Here is an 18,793-nt window from a genome sequence, read left to right as displayed (position 1 = left end):
ACAATGACAAGCACACGCAAACTTTCTCTACTTGCTGCCACGATCGGAGCATTGCTGCTAACCGGTTGCGGCGATGCAGAAACGACCATTATTGAAAAAGAGTCGATTGAAGTGGATGATTCGACTGAAGATGATCATGACCATAGTGATGACGAATATTTAATTGATTCTCTGGGCCGATTAGCGGTATTAACTGCCAACAGCAGTACGGCGATATACGATTTAGATGACGGTAGTGAATTAGATACGTTTTCACTAACTTATGCATCAAGCACGCTGACCTCCTCTGCAGATTATCGTTATGCGGTCATTGCGAGTCGTTCTGACGACTACGTAGGCTTTATTGACAGCGGTATGTGGCGTGAAGATCATGGCGAGCATTTGCATGACTATGAACAAGGTCCTGCGATGAGTGATTACGAGATCACGGGAAGTCGTCCTACCCACATAGTCAAACATGATGGTCAGATGGCTATATTTTTCGATGGTGATGCAGACTCCAGTACCCCTGCATCTGTACAAGTTGTCTCAGACACTGATATTAGTGGTGAAACTAGTGTACTTCCGACCTTGAATTACACCGTAAACATGCATGGTGCAGTTGAGCCAAAAGATGATTATTTATTGTCAACGGTCCGTCGAGATGATGCTGAAAGTACCTCGGTGGCTAAAATACTCCCGGATCAAGTCGCTTTATATCATCTACACGATGATGAATACGAACAAGAGCAAGTGCTAGATGTGTTATGTCCTGATCTGCACGGTGGCGCACAAAATGAAACCTATGCCGTTTTTGGATGCAGTGATGGTGTTTTAATCGCTCATGAGCATGACGATGAGTATGAAGCTGAAAAAATTGTCAACATCGACGTTTTAGACAGTTTACGTATAGGCACAATATATGGTCACGAAGAAAGTGATACATTTATTGGCATCGCCGCTGGGCATGACGCAGGTGAGTCTATTCTAATTAAAATAGCCCCTGAAGATAGTGAAATGGAAGCACTAGAATGGCAACCTGAAACGGATGCCAGCCCGGTTGCTTATGGATTTTCCTATGAAGGCGACATGTTTTTAGTGTTAGATAGCCAAGGTTATTTGAATATCCTCAGCGCCCACGACCATGACGGTGAAACTCATTGGGAGCTAGAGCAAAGCTTTGATATTTCTGATGAAGACATTGCCAATATGCCTGATGGTATGAACTTCAGTATGACTGTGGCACAAAATGGAAATTACGTTTATGTGTCTGATCCTATCGCTGAACATGTATTGCAAATTGACTTGGAAACCATTGAAGTGGTTAGTGATATTGAATTGGGGTTCGCAGCCGCCAGTATCTCTTGGTTGGGTGTTGCTGAAGAACACGACCATTAATCATTAAGGGCTTTATTGTGCATAGCCATGGGGAGGTTTCCCTATGGCTATTTTTTGTTTTTTTATGCCATTTTCCACCAAAGCGGTCAGCTTAGTTACGCATCTCTAACTATTACTGAGCCGAGGAAAAGTGCCCGTTCATACGCAAAAATCGAGCAACCACTAGGGTCAACAGTGCCCAACCAATTCCCATTAACCAGCCTGCTATCACATCCGTTGGCCAATGCACTCCAAGGTAAACTCTACTCACTCCAATGGAAAACGTTAATATAATTGCGATAACATAGAAGTAGGTTTTTACGCGATTACGTACCGGCAAATACGACAGCATTCCAGCTAATGTAAAGTACACTAACGCTGATAACATGGCGTGTCCGCTGGGGAAACTGCTGGTATAAACATAGCTGCCATGGGGTACTAAGTCAGGGCGGGGACGCGTGATACCATACTTTAATGAAAAGCTCACTAACATTCCTGATGTTATTGCGAATACTAATAAAGCAGCGATTTTAGGTTTGTTCTCGATGAGTAAGAACAGCGTTACGAACAACGTAAAACTGGTTAACACCGCGACCCCGCCTAAAGCAGTGATGTCTCTCATCATCTCCTCTACCCATTTGGGTCCAAGGGGATCGGACAAATCTTCCGCGTTTCTAAAGGCAAGGATAATATTCTGATCGATTTGTGGGGTACCCCCCGAGACTGCAAACCCGGCTAATTCATAAAATAGCCAAAGAATAAGAGCAAAAATAAAAAGCAGGACAAACTGCTTGTTGTGAGATTTTTCCATTTTTAACTTTAGCATTTCCCATCTCCTTACCTCGGCCAAAAAAATATTTTCTTCAGCATAAAGTGGTTTTGAACTAAGCCATTACAAACCTTCATATTATACGCTATCACGTTTGCGTTAAATTCATCCATTTAGCATGATTATTTAACCGGTTTAAAAAAGTTGGTTTTATATACAAAAACCATTCGTTCTTTCCAATAATCCAATTCACCTATATAACTTATTGATTTTACGTGGTTAAATTTCATATAAGACTAAAGTCGTAGATCCATTTTAGTAGCGGGTAAGTCTATTGGAAGGGTTTTATTGGTATTATACAGCTCACATCAACCGATATATTTTACTGCAAGAGAGAACCAACAATGTCAGCAACTTCTAGAATTCTTTGTCCGACACTTAAAGAACGTGTAATGAGTGCAGAACAAGCCGCTGAATTGATTCCCGCAGGTGCTAATATCGGCATGAGCGGGTTTACAGGTGCGGGTTATCCAAAAGCAGTGCCCAAAGCATTAGCTGAGCGTATTAAAAAATCGAATGCGGAAGGCAATGATCCTTTCCGCATTAGTTTGTGGACCGGTGCATCAACCGCTCCAGAACTAGATGGCGTGTTAGCCGAAGTGGATGGTATCGAAATGCGATTACCTTTCCAAAGTGACCCTATTTGCCGTAGCAAAATTAATAACGGTACAATGGATTATGTGGATTTACATCTTTCTGAGGTGTCGCAATATGCCTGGTCTGGCTTTTTGGGCAAAATGAATATTGCGCTGATTGAAGTTGCAGGCATCCGAGAAGACGGCAAGCTAATTCCTTCTTCTTCCATTGGTAATAATAAAACCTGGATAGAACAAGCGGATAAGATCATTTTAGAAGTAAATACCAAACAGAATGCAAAACTTGAAGGTATGCACGATGTTTATTATGGCACTGCATTACCACCAAACCGCAAGCCGATTATGCTTACCGACCCTGCGGACCGAATTGGTGAGTTTTATTTTGAGTGTCCACCTGAAAAAGTCATCGCAGTAGTAGAAACCCATGCAGAGGACCGAAATTCTCCGTTTAAAGAACCGGATGCGGTATCGCAAAAAATAGCCCAGCATATTCTTGATTTTTTCCAGCGCGAAATTGAAGTAGGTCGTTTGCCAAAAGAATTACTACCGATTCAATCTGGTGTGGGTAATATCCCCAACGCCGTATTGGAGGGTTTAGATGCCGGTCCATTTAAAAATCTATCAGCTTTCACTGAAGTGATCCAAGACGGCATGTTGAAAATGCTAAAATCGGGTACCTTGAGTGTGGCATCGGCAACGGCATTTTCGTTGAGCCCTGAAGGACTCAAAGAGTTTGATGACAACATTGACTTGTACCATGACAAAATTATCCTGCGTCAGCAGGATATTAGTAACAATCCAGAATTGGCTCGTCGTTTAGGCATCATCGCCATGAACGGAATGATTGAAGCTGACATCTACGGTAATGTTAATTCTACCCATGTGATGGGCACTCGTATGATGAATGGTATTGGTGGTTCTGGAGATTTTGCCCGTAATGGTTACTTGTCTATTTTCGTATCACCTTCCATCGCCAAAGATGGGGCAATTTCATCTATTGTTCCAATGGTATCCCATGTGGATCACACCGAGCATGATGTGAAAGTGATAGTGACAGAACATGGATTGGCAGATTTACGTGGGTTATCTCCACGCCAGCGAGCCAGAGAAATTATCAATAATTGCGCAGATCCTAGCTACCGACCTGCGTTACAAGATTATTATGAACGCGCTCTGCATGCTGGTCGCGGCATGCATACCCCGCATTTGCTCAGTGAAGCCCTTAGCTGGCACGAGCGTTATGAAAACGAAGGACATATGTAAGCCAAATTAGTTTTTAAACAAGATCGTTTAAACAGGGTCGGAGTTAATTGTTTGATTAGCTCCGACCTTTTTTGTTTCTTATCATTTAAGCTGATTGAGTTTTATGTTTATTGTGGATAAATACCAATAAAATAAAGCCAACGAGCACTACTACAGCACCTATAGGGCGACCTAGATCCGGAGAAAGGTTAAAGCCAATTGCCGCTGTCATGATATATGAAATGGTGACCCCAGTAGCAATTACAGCAGGGATACTGGCAATCCAATGGAATGTGCCTCTGTCGAACAAATATTTAGTTGCAAGCCATAATACGCTGGTGGATAGCAGCATGTTTGAGAATGCAAAATAGCGCCAAATCACCGAGAAATCCAATTTAGTCATAAAATAGGCAATGGCTAAAATGGGTATGGCAAGGAGTAAACGATTACGAATGCTCTGCGGGATATTGAATGCATCAACTATGGTGAGTCGCAACGAACGAAACGCGGTGTCGCCAGAGGTAATAGGGAATACGGCAACCGCAACTATTGCCATAATGCCACCAAATATTCCTAAGTAGCTATTCGCAATATGGTTTACCACCAACCCTGGGCCACCCACATCCAGCATGGCTTTAAGTCCTGCATAGCCTTCTGGGAAAGCGGCAATGCCAGCCAAAGCCCACACACAAGCCACAATACCTTCACACATCATTGCACCGTAATACACTGGTCTTACGTATTTTTCATTGGTTAAACAACGAGCCATAATGGGCGCTTGGGTAGAATGGAAACCACTGATTGCGCCACAGGTAATAGTCACAAATAACAAGGGCCAAGTAGGTAAACCTTCTGGGTTAGGAGCGAGAAAGTCATGGGCATGATCGGCTTCAAAATAGGCTAAAAAGTCCCCAGCCATGGGTAGGTGTGGAGCGTCAATAAGTAAGGCGATGGCAATCATCGTTGTCATGACGATCATCAGTAGCCCAAAAATGGGGTAAAACTTAGTGATAATTTTATCGATGGGTAAAAGGGTGGCTAAAAAGTAATAGCCTAAAATTACCAGTACCCAGAAAGTGTTGTTGGCCAAAAACGTATCTTGGAAAACCTCCAGGTTACTAAGTAAGCCTGCGGGGCTCATAATAAACACCACCCCAACAAAGAACAGTAACATTGCCGTGAAAATAAGCATCACCCCTTTAAACAGGATGTTGAAATAATGCCCCGCTATTTCCGGCAAGCTTTTTCCGTCTTCTTTTATGCTCATCACACCAGAGAAATAGTCGTGAACGGCACCACCCAACACATTTCCTAATACAATCCATACCAATGCGACTGGCCCATATAATGCGCCCAGAATAGGACCAAAAATAGGACCGACACCGGCAATATTCAAAAACTGTATTAAAAACGCGCGAACAGGATGGACAGGCACATAGTCGACACCTTCACTAAAACGTGTTTGAGGTGTGGCGACATTGGGATCTATACCAGCTTGTTTTTCAACAAAAGGACTATAAAATTTATAGCCGAGAATCAATATAGAAATACAAATAAAAAAGATGATCATTAAAACGAGTACTCCAGTATCAAAAAATTAAGTGAAGAGCGCGTTGGACGTACTCTTTGATTCATTTTTGATTTGCTTTAACCACTTAAAAAAAGAACCTGCAAATTTGCGGCGCATAATAGCAAAAACCACGTCAACAAAAAATATAATTACAGACTGAATTGCTAATCCAAAAGCCCTATTCGTCGTGGCCTTTTAGATGCTGAACTTTGTGTTATTACTTACCGAAAACGGACCAACCTGTTTTATTGGCAAGCAGTTCTAAAGCCAATGTACCGAGTTTGCTATTCCCTATGTCGTCTAATCCGGGGGACCATACACCAATAGAAGCCTTTCCTGGGGCGATGGCTAATATTCCGCCGCCTACACCGCTTTTCCCGGGTAATCCAACCCTAAAGGCAAATTCACCGGAACCATCATAGTGACCGCAGGTAAGCATTAATGCATTGATGCGTTTTGCTCGCTGTGCAGAAACAACCGTATAGCCGGTAATTGGGTTTACACCATTGTTGGCTAGAAATAAACCTGCTTTAGCTAGTTGAGTGCTGTTCATGGCAATTGAGCAATGGTGAAAATAGGTACCTAGCACTTCTTCTACGGGGTTTTCAAAGTGGCCAAATGATGACATGAAATAGGCGAGGGATGCGTTTCTTGCTCCTGTATCTAATTCAGATTTAGCCACTTTTTCATCAATGGCTATACTGTCATCATCTGCAATATAACGCATGAAATGTATGATTTCGGCTAACACTTCTTTCGGTTCATGACCTTGCATAATGAGGTCTGCAATGGTGATTGCGCCGGCATTGATAAATGGATTTCTGGGCTTTCCCTGTTCATGTTCTAATTGTACGATTGAATTAAACGGGTCACCTGAGGGCTCTCTGCCCACTCGGTGCCAAATGTTATCCCCCAACTTGCCCAGAGCCAATGTTAGGGTAAAGACTTTGGATATACTTTGGATTGAAAACAACTTTTCGGCGCAGCCAGATTGGTAAATCTCACCATTAGTTAGGGCGACACTAATAGCGAATTGGTTAGGGTCGATTTTAGCCAATTGAGGGATATAGCCAGCGACTTCACCTTTATCCTCGATGGCCATCATTTCAGCAGCAATTTCATCGACAATCTGTTGCAACGATATCTCCATTTATTTGAATTTGGCAGTTGGGTTGATATTGTTTCACATGCTATCTCGCAGTTCTGCCATTAATTTTACGCTTTTAAGTCTGGCAGTGGGATCATGAATGGGAAAGGAGACAATTAATTCATCTATACCCGTTTTTTCAATAAAATCCGCTAATTTAGGTTGTATGGATTCTTTTGTGCCCACCAGTGCATACTGTAAGACATGTTCTACATTGTACATATCTGCAATGCTCCAATGAATTTTATCTACCGGTTTGGGGAAGGGCGTATTGGCACTGGTGCGCATTTGCAGAAACTTTTGTTGCACCGAGGTATATAAATAATTTGCTTCCTCTTGCGTATCCGCAATCACGGCCATGACCCCTGCCATCGAATAGGGTTGAGGGTTTTCAGTGGTTGCTTTGAAGTTAGCGCGATAACTGTCTAATGCCTGATGTAATTGGTCAGGAGCAAAATGAGACGCAAAGGCGTAGGGCAGTCCAAACTCCGCAGCCAGTTGTGCACTGTATAAACTTGACCCCAATAACCACAATGGGATATTGGTATCTTGGCCAGGCACGGCTAACACAGGCTGAGCTTGTGGACCTAAGTAGTTTTGTAATTCGCGAATATTTTGTGGGTACTGATCTACGCCCGAACCACCTTGTCTGCGCAGAGCCATTAGGGTTTGCATATCGGTTCCGGGGGCGCGGCCAAGTCCCAAATCAATACGATCACCATAAAGTTCAGCTAAGGTTCCAAATTGCTCTGCAATAATCAATGGGGCATGGTTAGGAAGCATGACGCCACCGCTGCCAATCCTAATTCGTTTAGTAGCAGCTCCTATGTTGGCCAGTAGCACCGCCGTTGCTGAACTGGCAACACTTTTCATACCGTGATGCTCTGCTAACCAATAGCGTTTGTAATCATTGTCTTCTGCAGTAACTGCAGTTTCACGAGCCATGTTGAGGGCTTCGGAAACACTGCGACCTTCACCAATAGTCGCCAAATCTAATATGGAAATCGGAATCATAATACTTGCTGAGTCATTGAATCGTAATAGGATTATTGCGGTGGATGATGCAACTTACAAGAGGACTCGGGTGAATAACAGTAAAGATCTAATTCCTTGACTATAATATTGGGCATAACTCAAATGAATAGAACTAAATGAATGCATTTAGAGTCCTTAGTTTGTGCCGATAATAGATAGTCAGTGGTTTTATCAGTGGTGAGCTTAACCTCGACTATTGTTTCATGACTTTCATGGTTGACCCAGTGTTGAATGGTGATATTGTGTTGTTTTAAAGGGCTAAAACCCTGTAATCACATTACTATATGAGAAGAGACTAATGAAAAAAGGATTAATCGTTTTTGCAATTATCATTTTGCTTATTGCAGGCGGTGCTTGGTATTTACTAAGTGGCGCAGGGGACTTCATTCGAACCCAAATGGAACAACAAGGTTCCAAATATTTAGGTACGCCTGTTACTGTTTTTAACGTGGATTTAGCACTGAGCGAAGGTCGTTTGACCATTAGTGATATTGATGTTGAGAATCCAGATGGTTTTAGTGATGAAGATGCCTTCAGTGTTGAAAATATTACACTGGATCTAGGTGAAGTCTTAAACGAACCCTATGTTGTGCAAACAGTTAGCATCAATGCGCCGGAAGTACTTTATGAAGTAGATGAAAGTGGGAAGGGCAACTTGCTCGTTATTAAAGATAATTTAACTGCGAATTTGCCTAAATCGGAAGGCCAAGCTTCCTCTGAGCCTGGAGCTAACCCGCTTATTATTGTTGAAAATGTGACGGTCAGCAATGTCCGCCTTAAACTTGATTTCGAGAAGCTGTCTACGGGTGAACTTAAGCTCGAACAAAAATCGTATGAGATAACCCTCCCTACTTTTAATGCTGGGCCCATTGGTCAACCCAATGGTATTCCTGCCGACCAAGCTGGGGTGGCAATAGTTAATGCCATGTTAGACAACATCATTGACCAAGCGAAGTCTGAAGCTAAGAAAAAATTAGCAGAAGAAGCTAAAAAACTTGCACAAGAAAAGCTGGATGAAGAGAAAGAAAAACTCACTGAAAAAGCCAAAGATAAACTGAAAGGTTTATTTAACTAAGCTAAATCGAGTTTACGCTGCAAGGTCACAGGGGCACCTGTTGGCTTGCGGCGTTTTTTCTTCAATTATTTACAGTCTAATCGTGCTGGGTTGAATTTACCTGAGTATAAATTTACGTGTACTGATTCACGAAAAAAGCAGGTTTTGATCACAGGAATAAGTGACAACATATCGAATCTCGCTAAGTAGATATAAGCTTGAAAAATTGGCGGTTTAAGAGTCGGGGTGTCTAGATTCGAGCGCAACTTAAAATGGCTTTGAATGGAGAAAAAGTAGCAATGGAAAATTATATTCTGGCTATTGATCAAGGCACCACCAGTACCAGAGCGATTCTATTTTCTTTGCAGGGTAAGCCTTGTTTTATTGCCCAGCAAGAGTTTAATCAGTCTTATCCCGATGATGGTTGGGTTGAACATGATCCTGAAGAAATATGGCAAAGCGTCCTAAAAACCTGCAAAGACGTTATACTTGACGCGCAAATCGACATATCTCAAGTCCTTTCCATCGGTATTACCAATCAGCGAGAAACAACCTTAGTATGGGATAAAAAAACCGGCAAAGCGGTTTATCCAGCCATCGTCTGGCAAGACAGGCGAACGTCTTCAATTTGCAAACAATTGGCTCAAGATGAGTCGTTAGCGGATTATGTAGCTAAAACCACTGGGCTTTTATTAGATCCTTACTTTTGTGCCACCAAAATTCAATGGATACTCGATAATGTAGAAGGCGTCCGTAAGAAGGCGGAATCTGGCTTACTTGCGTTTGGTACCATTGATACCTTTTTGATTTGGCGTTTAACCAAAGGGCGTTGTCACTACACAGATGCAACGAATGCGTCTCGTACTATGCTGTTCGACATTCATCAACAGCAATGGGACCAAAAACTGTTAGCTGAATTCGATATCCCGCCATCAATCTTACCGCAAGTACTAAACAGTGCTGACGAGTTTGGTAAAACGACACCTAAAATACTCGGTAAAGCTATTCCTATTCAGGGGGTTGCCGGTGATCAACAAGCGGCGCTATTTGGGCAAACCTGTTTTAAAAAGGGGATGGCAAAAACAACCTATGGCACGGGGTGTTTCATGGTGTTGAATACCGGTTCTACGCCACTGAAGTCTAACAATAGGCTGTTAACAACGGTTGCCTATCGTTTAAAGGGTAAAACTACCTATGGGTTAGAAGGCAGTATTTTCATGGCGGGAGCTACCATTCAATGGTTACGTGACGGTTTACAACTGATCAAAGAGGCTTCAGAAACCGAATCTTTAGCGAAAATGGCGAGCGCCAACAATAGTGTGTTTTTAGTGCCTGCATTTACCGGGTTAGGCGCGCCATATTGGGATCCTGATGCTCGAGGGGCTATTTTAGGCTTAACGCGAGATACAGGGATTAATGAAATAGTCGCGGCTGGTTTGCAATCCGTATGCTATCAGTCCAAAGATCTGCAAAAAGCCATGGAAAGTGACGGTGCCAGAGCAACTAACCTAAGGGTGGATGGCGGCATGGTGAAGAATGATTGGCTCATGGGATTTTTAGCTGACATTTTAGGAGCGGAGGTAGATCGTCCTGAAGTGACCGAAACCACCGCTTTAGGCGTTGCTTATTTGGCAGGCTTACAAGCAGGAATTTACAGCTCGTTAGATGAGCTAAGTGAACAGTGGCGATGTGAGCACACGTTTGTTCCAAGGTTTAGCAAACAACAACGAGACCAGGCTTATGGCTTATGGCAACAAGCGGTTAATCGTATTCGTTGTACTGAAATGGGCAAATAACTGCCGTAATCGAAGGTTTAATTTACTGTAACGGCGGGTTTTTGCCTCAAAATTTAATAGCTGCGTGTTACGAAGTTATAAGCTTTGTTTGCCTGATCTATGCTGTCGGTAACTTGACTAACCGTTGATTCAATTGAGGCTTTTTCAGTATCTTCAAAAAAGAAATCAGCAACGGTGTGATAAATTGATTTGCCCGTATAGGATTCAAGTGCCATATCAGCAGCGGCAAAGGCGACACCTATTGGCCCACCGTAGGCGTAACCACCAATTATTTCAGCAACAGGATCAACGTCAATCTCTGAGGTACTTTGATAAATATCTGACACCACTGGGATATGGTTTAATATATTGACCGTATCGAATAGATCATCAACACCTAATCCATCGTCTCCCACAATGTAATTTGAAAAATCCTCTACGGAGCTCAAAAAGGTTCTATCCGTCGCAGTCTCACTTAGATCCGTTGCGCTAACGTCTGTCTCCCCAGAGGGGATTGCGGCACTGAATAAGCTGGCATTGAGGTTACTCAATAGAGACGTTTGTAAGTTTGTAATCGACGATAATGAACTCAGTTGAGATAGGGCATCACCGGCGAATTGATCTAAGCCAATTGCCGTCACTAGGTTTTTTTGCATACTATCAATGGTTGCAGAAATCCCTGAACTTTCGGCGTCCGAAGAGGTATTTTCACTATCTTGCATAAGCGATAATAAGCTACCAAACGCTTGGTCTAAACCTGCCGTTGATGTGCTGACTGAGCTATTAGTTTCGACCTCAGTAGTGGAGCTTAATCCCAAACTATTTTGTAAGCTATCGATGAGGTTCATAGTGATTAATACTCTAATTTTTGGTGTTTTTAATTGCTTCTTAATTATTTCCTTACGCTAGATTCGTGCCAAAAATTTACTATTGAATCAGGAGGTTAATTTAATACAGAGAAAACAGTTAGTGATTCTCTCAGGCTTTTTAGCGTCATTAGTTTACATATAAAATATAAGTGTAAATTTTCGGTAAAGACCTAAATCAGGCGATTTTTTTGCAGTAAACTAGTTAGCAGAATTTGGCTAGATGAGAGGCGATTCTAATAATAAAAATGTCGTTATCAACCGATGATGGCAGAGGTTCTATGTGGTATGAAAACTCAATTTCTCTTGTCTCTTGCTTGTCTCGTGATTAGCGCCTGTTCACAAACCCCAACAGCTGAACAGGAAGTGGTCGAAAACCTCCCTACCAATCCAAAAGTTAGTCAGCGTGGTATAACCCAAAAAGATAAAGAAACCATGCCGGATGATCCTGACTACAGACCTATTCGCATGGAAAATGTTGAATCTATTGCGGTACCCACAGGCTCCTTATTTCAACCGGATAATGTGGCTAGCCTATACCAATTGCATCGCAATTATCATGTGGGCGATATGATTTTAGTCAGACTGAGTGAGTCTACATCCTCAAAAAAGTCTCTAGATTTTCAATCGGATAAAACCAGCAAGTTTGAATTAGGCCCCTTGAGTGTTAATGCCGGACCGATTCAAATTGACGAAGATGATTTGAATATTGAACACAATCAAGAAAATGAATTTGATGCTTCAGCACAAACCAACCAATCCAACTCTTTAGATGGTGATATTACCGTTTATGTAAAAGAAATTTTGCCCAACCGCAATTTAGTGGTCGCGGGCGAGAAATGGATCACCCTCAACACCGGGCAAGAATACGTGCGATTTTCAGGTGAAATCAGAACCCAAGATATTGATGCTTCAAATACCGTCGTTTCTTCTAAAGTGGGTAACTCACGTATTGAATACAGCGGAAAAGGTAAACTCCACTCCAATCAAGAAGAGTCAATGCTTAATAAGCTCTTTGGCATTTTCAATTAAATTAAAAGTGAATTTAAACATCATGAAAATGCGCAATTACTTAGGGTTGATGCTGTTGTTATTGACGAGTCCTCAAGTGCTGGCAATTTGGCAGCAGGGCGAGGCTACGGTTAAATTAGATGGTGCAGATGCCAGCGATGTGAGGGTGACAGCTATTAAAAATGCAGTTGCTGACGCGTCCTTTAAGAATGGGAGTTTTGTGTCGGCCGAAGATGTGGTGCTGGACGGTTTGTTGGTTAGCAGCAAATCGGTGATCACCACACAAGGTCAAATTAAACGCGTGGAAGTATTAAGTGAGACGGTGAATGCTGACTCCCTTAATGTTGTAGTGAGAGTTGATTTTTCGCCTTTGTTTGATTGTTCTCAAGATAATTACAATCGCAGCGTATTAATTACCCAGTTTCAGGTATTAAAACCCCAACAAGCCAGCTATGGCGGGATTTTTGATATTGGTAAGCAAATAAGTAAACGTATTGAGCAGCAACTTCGAGATGAACAATCTCAGCCCCAGGTTCGATTAATCGACAGAGCTTTTACTCGGGTAAACTCCTACGATAAAATTAAACTCAAAGAGATAACCGATAAGGCCCTGTATTTGTCTAAGGAATATGGTCGTCAATTTGTAGTCTTTGGATTTATCAGAGACATCAGTTTGTTTGAGCAGGTTAAAGAAAATCTTTTATCTGATGAGGTGTCACTTCGTCGTAATTTTACCATTCAAGTTTATGTACTTGATGCGTTTCGCCATGACATTATTTTTCAAGAGTCTTACCATAGTGAAGCAGATTGGGAATTTAGTAACGATTATCATGTGGATACCAACAATAGTCTGTTCTGGCGCAGTGATTATGGTCGCACTGTATTGAATACAGTTAACGGTGCGGTTTCCGATATTTCGGGCTCTCTGCAATGTGAAAAAAGCTTTGCTCAAATTGTGAATACCGACCACGGTCGGTTAATTATCAATATGGGAGCTGATAATGGTGTGAAGTTAGATGATAAGTTCGTTTTGTATAAAAAAAGCTTACCCATTGGCGTCAATGGAATGAGCAACTCGGTATTAATCTCTGATCCGCAAAAATTACTTAAGGTTGTGCAATTAGATAGCCAAACAGCCGAATTGCAAAACGCTGATTTGAATCAAGTAAGCCATGCTGATTTACTCGACCTAGTGAGTCCGGTTCACTGAGTTTGAGCTTTGTTGCGCATACTGCAGCTATCCATCCATGTTTTTGTTGCGCATTTGATTTCCATAATATTGATGCATCATTTTAGTGCGCAACTCCATGAAAATCATTGATCCATCTATCCCAAATCGACGTCTAGCCCTTTAAAATCAATAAACGTCAAAACCTGACCAGTTGGTCATTTTCTTGCATTGTGTCCTAATCATTCGTTCACTTAAAAATCAAATGCCAATGACAACCGTTTTTATGTCTTGGCTATGGGCAGATCTAAGGTACATCAATGAAAGCAAATTCTGAGTTGCTCTATGGGTTACACGATATACCTACAAAACAGCAAAGTATCACCGCTGCTACTCAGCATATTTTGGCCTGTTTTGTGGGCATTATCACACCCACTTTAATCATTGGCGGCACCTTAGGGTTGCAAGCCGAATTACCTTACCTTCTGAGTATGGCGTTGTTTGTGTCTGGAGTGGCAACCTTTATACAGGCAAAAACCATTGGTCCCATAGGCAGCGGTTTGATTGCCGTACAAGGTACAAGTTTCTCATTTGTGAGTGCTATTTTAGTGGCAGGCTTCGCCATTAAAGCCAAAGGCGGGAGTAATGCGGATGTTTTGGCGACGATTTTTGGAGTCTGTTTGCTCGGTGCGTTTATCGAGGTTGTTATCAGTCAGTTTATTACTAAGGTGCGGCGTATTGTTACTCCCTTAACCACGGGCATCGTAATTACCACCATTGGTTTTAGTTTGATAAAAGTCGGCATGACTGACCTTGCGGGTGGGTTCGGTAGCGATACCTTTGGCGATACTCAAAATTTATATATTGGAATCTTTGTTCTGATTACTATTATTGTCCTCAACTTATCTTCGAACCCCTGGATTAGATTATCCGCCATTATGGTCGGTATGGGGTTAGGCTCTTTACTGGCTTATTGGTTGGGCATTATTTCTGTGGAACATATTGGCGAGCAACCTTTATTTAGCGTGCCTGTCCCTTTTAAATACGGACTGAATTTTGATATTGAAGTATTCTTGCCAGTGGCACTCATTTATCTGATGACAGCGTTGGAGAGTTCAGGTGATTTGACTGCTAACAGCTTGTTCTGTGGTTTACCCATCAAAGGTGAGCAATATTTAAAACGTATTAAAGGAGGAATTTTGGCCGATGGCGTAAACTCGGCATTGGCTTCGGTATTTAATACCTTTCCAAATACGACCTTTGGACAAAATAATGCGGTGATTCAGTTAACCGGTGTGGCAAGTCGGCATGTTGGCTTTTACATCGCTGCTATCTTGGTGTTGTTAGGGTTGTTTCCGATTGTAGGAGGAGTATTGCAATCTATTCCTAAGCCGGTTTTAGGAGGCGCCACTTTAGTGATGTTTGCCACCATTGCCGTGGCGGGTATTAAGATATTGGCAAGTGAGCCCATTGACCGCCGTAAAACCTTGATAATGGCAACCTCATTTGGTGCGGGTTTTGGCGTATTAATGGAACCGAATGCGCTTCAGGGGTTACCTGAAGCACTTCGCAATATCTTTTCTTCTGCTATTACCACAGCAGGTGTAATTGCCATTGTAATGAGTGTCTTAATACCTGAACCGAAAGCAGAGCTAACTCACGAGGAAGCTAAGCTTCCCTCGCGATCTTGAGGTTAATTTATGGTTTAGACTTCACTACCTATTAGTTGGCTGACACGACTTTGGCTTTGCCTCGGCCACTTTTCTCCGAGGCTGCACTAAGTTCCCCGTCTTGTTGCAGAATCAAGTGCACATCCCCAAACCTGCCTTCGCGGATAGTGTAACCCATTTCTTTCAGGGCATTTAACACTTCCTCATTGATACCTGGATGTACTCTAATGGTATCTTTGGGCCATAATTGGTGATGAAAGCGTGGGCTGTTTGCAGCTTCTTCAGCGCTCATATTAAATAACAGTGTGTTGAGTATTGATTGCGTAACTGACGAGATAATCGTGGTGCCACCGGGTGACCCTGTCACTAATTTCACGTCATCGTTGTCTAGCACTATGGTCGGGCTCATGGACGATAACATGCGTTTAAACGGAGCGATGGCATTGGCTTCTCCACCAATTGCACCAAAGAAGTTGGGGACTCCAGGCTTGGCACTGAAATCATCCATTTCATCGTTTAATAAAAACCCAGCGCCTTCAGCGACCACACCCGCACCAAAGCTTAAATTAATAGTGGTGGTATTGGATACCGCATTTCCCCAACTATCGACTATAGAAAAGTGCGTAGTATCTTCACTTTCATGCAGCCCTGGCTTGATTTTGCTGGTGGCGGATATAGCACTAAGGTTAATGTCTTTTGCCCGTGATTGGATATAGTCCGGAAGGATTAATTCCGTTTGTGGAACGTCAATAAAATCTGGATCACCTAAATATTCTGCGCGATCCGCAAACACTCGCTTGCCTGCTTCTGATACTAGGTGCAAATAAGCAGTTGAATTTTGTTTCGGCAACGGATTGGTTTGGATAACAGTATCCAGCATACCCAGCCATTGCGCTACCGCAATACCCCCTGAGCTAGGAGGGGGAGCTGTGATAATCGTATAACCACGCCAAGGAAATGTAACCGGAGTACGCCATTTAGCTTGGTATGAAGATAGGTCATCGAGCGTAATTAAACCGCCGTCTTTTTGCATAAACGATACGATATGCTCAGCGGTTTCGCCCTTGTAGAACCCATCGACACCAAGATCGCGAATTCGCTCTAGGGTGGCCGCTAATTCTGGTTGCTTAAATAAGGCACCTGCTTGAGTCGCTTGAGCAAAGTATTCCTCAAAATTGCTTTTCATTCCTTTTTCATTTTTACGCGCGATGTACCGGCTGACTTTTTGCGCAAACTTCTCAGGTACGATAAAGCCCTCTTTGGCCAAACTTACTGCCGGTTGAACTAATCGAGTCCAAGGTAACTTTCCATATTTTTGATGGGCTTCCCACATGCCGGCAACGGAGCCTGGAATACCTGACGCTTTTGCTCCAAATAAAGATTGCGTTGACACTACATTGCCGTCTTTATCTAGGTACATATCACGTGATGCTGCCGCAGGAGCCATTTCACGATAATCTAAGAAGTCGGCTTGATGATTGAAATAAATTGTCATAAAGCCCCCGCCACCGATATTGCCCGCTTCTGGAAAGGTCACTGCCAAGGTAAATTGGGCTGCAATTGCCGCATCAACTGCGTTGCCGCCATCGTCTAATACAGCGAGGGCAACGTCGGCTCCAAACTCATCAGGCATCGCCACTGCATAGTCGCCCTTGGTTTTTTCAGTGCCTGTTTGAGAGCAGGCGCTTAGAAAAATAACAAAAGATAAAACAAACAAAATACGCATAAACATCTATCCAATCATAATTAAGCTAGCAATAAAATAAGCAACCAGAGTTAAACTACCGGCTACCAGCGCATAGGGCAATTGAGTACGAACATGCTCCAGAAGATCACAACCTGAAGCTATAGAAGAAACCGCGGTACTATCTGATATGGGAGAACAGTGATCACCAAATATTCCTCCCCCTAAAATCGCGGCAATAACCAACGAAGGAGGTAATCCAAGTTGTTGGATTAAGGGCACACCTATGGGGATGAGAATGGCAAAAGTGCCCCAAGACGTACCCGTCGTAAAGGACATAATTGCACCGGCAATAAACAACATAGGAACCACAAATACTAATGGTAAGTACTCACCAACCATGCCGGCAACAAAGGTTCCAGTGCCGAGTATTTTTAGGCTAGCGCCCAGGGTAAGAGAAAGCAGTACGATACTCACTAAGGGTAAAAGTTCGCCCATGCCTTTGAAGCCAATCTCAACGGCACGTTGATGATTAAATTGTTTGCTTGAAATTAATAAGAAGTAAGCAACAACCGTCGCCAACACAGTGGCATACAGAACAGATTTGCTACCACTGCCTTGTGACAACACGCCATCTCCAGTCCAAAACATGAAACCCACCATACTGAGTACCATGGTCAATATTGGTACCACCATGAAGCGAGCTTTAGAAGCGGGCGCAGCCGAAAGAGAACTTTGCGTGGCATCAAGTTGCTGTTCGGCTTTAGCCATTGGGCCATGAACCTTATCCGCAAATACGGTATATGCTGCAATGACTAAGGTAATGATGGCATAAAAGTTAAATGCCACTGTACCCCATAAAATACTGGCAGATGATTCTTCCAGGTCATAACCATCTAACAATCCGAGAACAAAGGCTCCCCAACCATTGAGTAGAATTAAGATACATACTGGCGCACTGGTACTATCGATAAGATAAGCTAGTCGGGCCCGACTCATGCCGAATTTATCAAATAGACCGCGGGCAAATATACCGGCGGTAAGCACACTTAAATTTGATTCGATGAAAATAACAATGCCCGTTAACATTGTTAAGCCACCTACTTGTCGGCGATTGTTAGCAATACCGCGTCGAGTTAACCAGTTTACGGTGGCGGTGACTCCGCCGGAGTCTCGAATGTAAGCCAGTAGCGCGCCCACTAACAAACTAAATAACAAAATACGGGTATTACCCGCGCTGGTTGCGACATCTACCACACGCTCAATCGAGGAAATGGGGGCTAAAAGAATACTTTCAGAAGCTGATGTGAGTAGTATAAGTGCTTCAGAGCTCAATACCGCCATCAGTAATGCCATGATGACTTCTTTCTTCCAAAATACGATAAATATCGCGATCAATGGCGGTATGATGGAAACCCAATCCATAAATTATTCCCTAAAATCTTTTCTTTATTATTATGAGTACATGGAAGTATTCGTGATCAGAATGACATTAAATCATAAACCAATAGTGAATTCGTTTACTGAAGATTATCACATGTTCTTAATTTAGGTGCTCACCTTAAACTAGACTGGTTAAAAAGGGAATATATACAATTCAGTCAGTTAGCATTAAGCCACGTTTTTCCAATGATAATAAACAAGATTGAAGTAGGTTTTACAAAGGCTTATGCAAGAGAACTGTTGAATGAGTAAAAAGCATCAAACCTAATCTAGTTGTTTATAGTCAGGGATTAGGTTTGATGACTTATATTGATTGCAATAATGGCTGACATTCAGCAACTCAGTTA

The 18,793-nt window shown here is 42.6% G+C and carries 14 protein-coding genes; 7 read left to right on the top strand and 7 right to left on the bottom strand.

What is annotated here, in order from left to right:
• The first annotated feature begins 3 nt into the window (after positions 1 to 3).
• A complete protein-coding gene (locus tag Q4574_RS15075) occupies positions 4 to 1,377 on the top strand; it encodes a 5-methyltetrahydrofolate--homocysteine methyltransferase (protein WP_303474985.1) in 1,374 nt (457 codons plus the stop codon).
• Positions 1,378 to 1,489: 112 nt separating this feature from the next.
• On the opposite strand, the gene Q4574_RS15070 is transcribed toward Q4574_RS15075, so the two are convergent.
• Positions 1,490 to 2,182 carry a phosphatase PAP2 family protein gene (locus Q4574_RS15070; protein ID WP_303474984.1) on the bottom strand — a complete coding sequence of 231 codons (693 nt, stop codon included), beginning with the start codon at positions 2,180 to 2,182 and terminating at the stop codon, positions 1,490 to 1,492.
• A gap of 347 nt (positions 2,183 to 2,529) precedes the next feature.
• On the opposite strand from Q4574_RS15070, the gene Q4574_RS15065 reads away from it, so the two are divergent.
• Positions 2,530 to 4,044 carry an acetyl-CoA hydrolase/transferase family protein gene (locus tag Q4574_RS15065; protein ID WP_303474983.1) on the top strand — a complete coding sequence of 505 codons (1,515 nt, stop codon included), beginning with the start codon at positions 2,530 to 2,532 and terminating at the stop codon, positions 4,042 to 4,044.
• 85 nt (positions 4,045 to 4,129) lie between these two features.
• Here Q4574_RS15065 and Q4574_RS15060 read toward each other — a convergent pair whose 3' ends face one another.
• From Q4574_RS15060 to Q4574_RS15050, 3 genes are all read right to left on the bottom strand, one after another.
• Positions 4,130 to 5,593, bottom strand: a complete 1,464-nt coding sequence (locus Q4574_RS15060; protein ID WP_303474981.1) for a carbon starvation protein A — start codon at positions 5,591 to 5,593, stop codon at positions 4,130 to 4,132.
• A 217-nt stretch (positions 5,594 to 5,810) separates the two neighbouring features.
• The gene (locus Q4574_RS15055; protein ID WP_303474980.1) at positions 5,811 to 6,731 is read right to left on the bottom strand and encodes a glutaminase; all 921 of its coding nucleotides are present in this window, start codon (positions 6,729 to 6,731) and stop codon (positions 5,811 to 5,813) included.
• Between the two features lie 45 nt (positions 6,732 to 6,776).
• A complete protein-coding gene (locus Q4574_RS15050) occupies positions 6,777 to 7,754 on the bottom strand; it encodes an LLM class flavin-dependent oxidoreductase (protein WP_303474978.1) in 978 nt (325 codons plus the stop codon).
• Positions 7,755 to 8,073: 319 nt separating this feature from the next.
• On the opposite strand from Q4574_RS15050, the gene Q4574_RS15045 reads away from it, so the two are divergent.
• Positions 8,074 to 8,850 carry a hypothetical protein gene (locus tag Q4574_RS15045; RefSeq protein WP_303474976.1) on the top strand — a complete coding sequence of 259 codons (777 nt, stop codon included), beginning with the start codon at positions 8,074 to 8,076 and terminating at the stop codon, positions 8,848 to 8,850.
• 278 nt (positions 8,851 to 9,128) lie between these two features.
• The gene (glpK, locus tag Q4574_RS15040; protein ID WP_303474974.1) at positions 9,129 to 10,625 is read left to right on the top strand and encodes a glycerol kinase GlpK; all 1,497 of its coding nucleotides are present in this window, start codon (positions 9,129 to 9,131) and stop codon (positions 10,623 to 10,625) included.
• 53 nt (positions 10,626 to 10,678) lie between these two features.
• Here glpK and Q4574_RS15035 read toward each other — a convergent pair whose 3' ends face one another.
• Positions 10,679 to 11,452, bottom strand: a complete 774-nt coding sequence (locus tag Q4574_RS15035) for a hypothetical protein (protein ID WP_303474973.1) — start codon at positions 11,450 to 11,452, stop codon at positions 10,679 to 10,681.
• Positions 11,453 to 11,758: 306 nt separating this feature from the next.
• Between Q4574_RS15035 and Q4574_RS15030 the strand changes: the two genes are divergently transcribed.
• The 3 genes from Q4574_RS15030 to Q4574_RS15020 all read left to right on the top strand — a co-directional run bounded on the left by Q4574_RS15030 (position 11,759) and on the right by Q4574_RS15020 (position 15,340).
• On the top strand, positions 11,759 to 12,502 hold the full coding sequence (locus Q4574_RS15030; RefSeq protein ID WP_303474971.1) for a flagellar basal body L-ring protein FlgH: 744 nt from the start codon (positions 11,759 to 11,761) through the stop codon (positions 12,500 to 12,502).
• Positions 12,503 to 12,524: 22 nt separating this feature from the next.
• A complete protein-coding gene (locus Q4574_RS15025) occupies positions 12,525 to 13,691 on the top strand; it encodes a flagellar assembly protein T N-terminal domain-containing protein (RefSeq protein WP_303474970.1) in 1,167 nt (388 codons plus the stop codon).
• 278 nt (positions 13,692 to 13,969) lie between these two features.
• Positions 13,970 to 15,340 carry a uracil-xanthine permease family protein gene (locus tag Q4574_RS15020; protein WP_303474969.1) on the top strand — a complete coding sequence of 457 codons (1,371 nt, stop codon included), beginning with the start codon at positions 13,970 to 13,972 and terminating at the stop codon, positions 15,338 to 15,340.
• 31 nt (positions 15,341 to 15,371) lie between these two features.
• On the opposite strand, the gene ggt is transcribed toward Q4574_RS15020, so the two are convergent.
• Together ggt and Q4574_RS15010 are read right to left on the bottom strand one after the other, a co-directional pair.
• Positions 15,372 to 17,051 (bottom strand): gamma-glutamyltransferase, encoded by a 1,680-nt coding sequence (ggt, locus tag Q4574_RS15015; protein WP_303474968.1) that lies wholly within the window; start codon positions 17,049 to 17,051, stop codon positions 15,372 to 15,374.
• Positions 17,052 to 18,428, bottom strand: coding sequence for a Na+/H+ antiporter NhaC family protein (locus Q4574_RS15010; protein ID WP_303474967.1), 1,377 nt, complete (start codon positions 18,426 to 18,428; stop codon positions 17,052 to 17,054).
• Between the last annotated feature and the right edge of the window lie 365 nt (positions 18,429 to 18,793).

It is taken from the genome of Aliiglaciecola sp. 3_MG-2023 (assembly GCF_030548205.1).
Classification (GTDB): domain Bacteria; phylum Pseudomonadota; class Gammaproteobacteria; order Enterobacterales; family Alteromonadaceae; genus Aliiglaciecola.
This window is presented reverse-complemented; position numbering and strand designations above follow the sequence as displayed.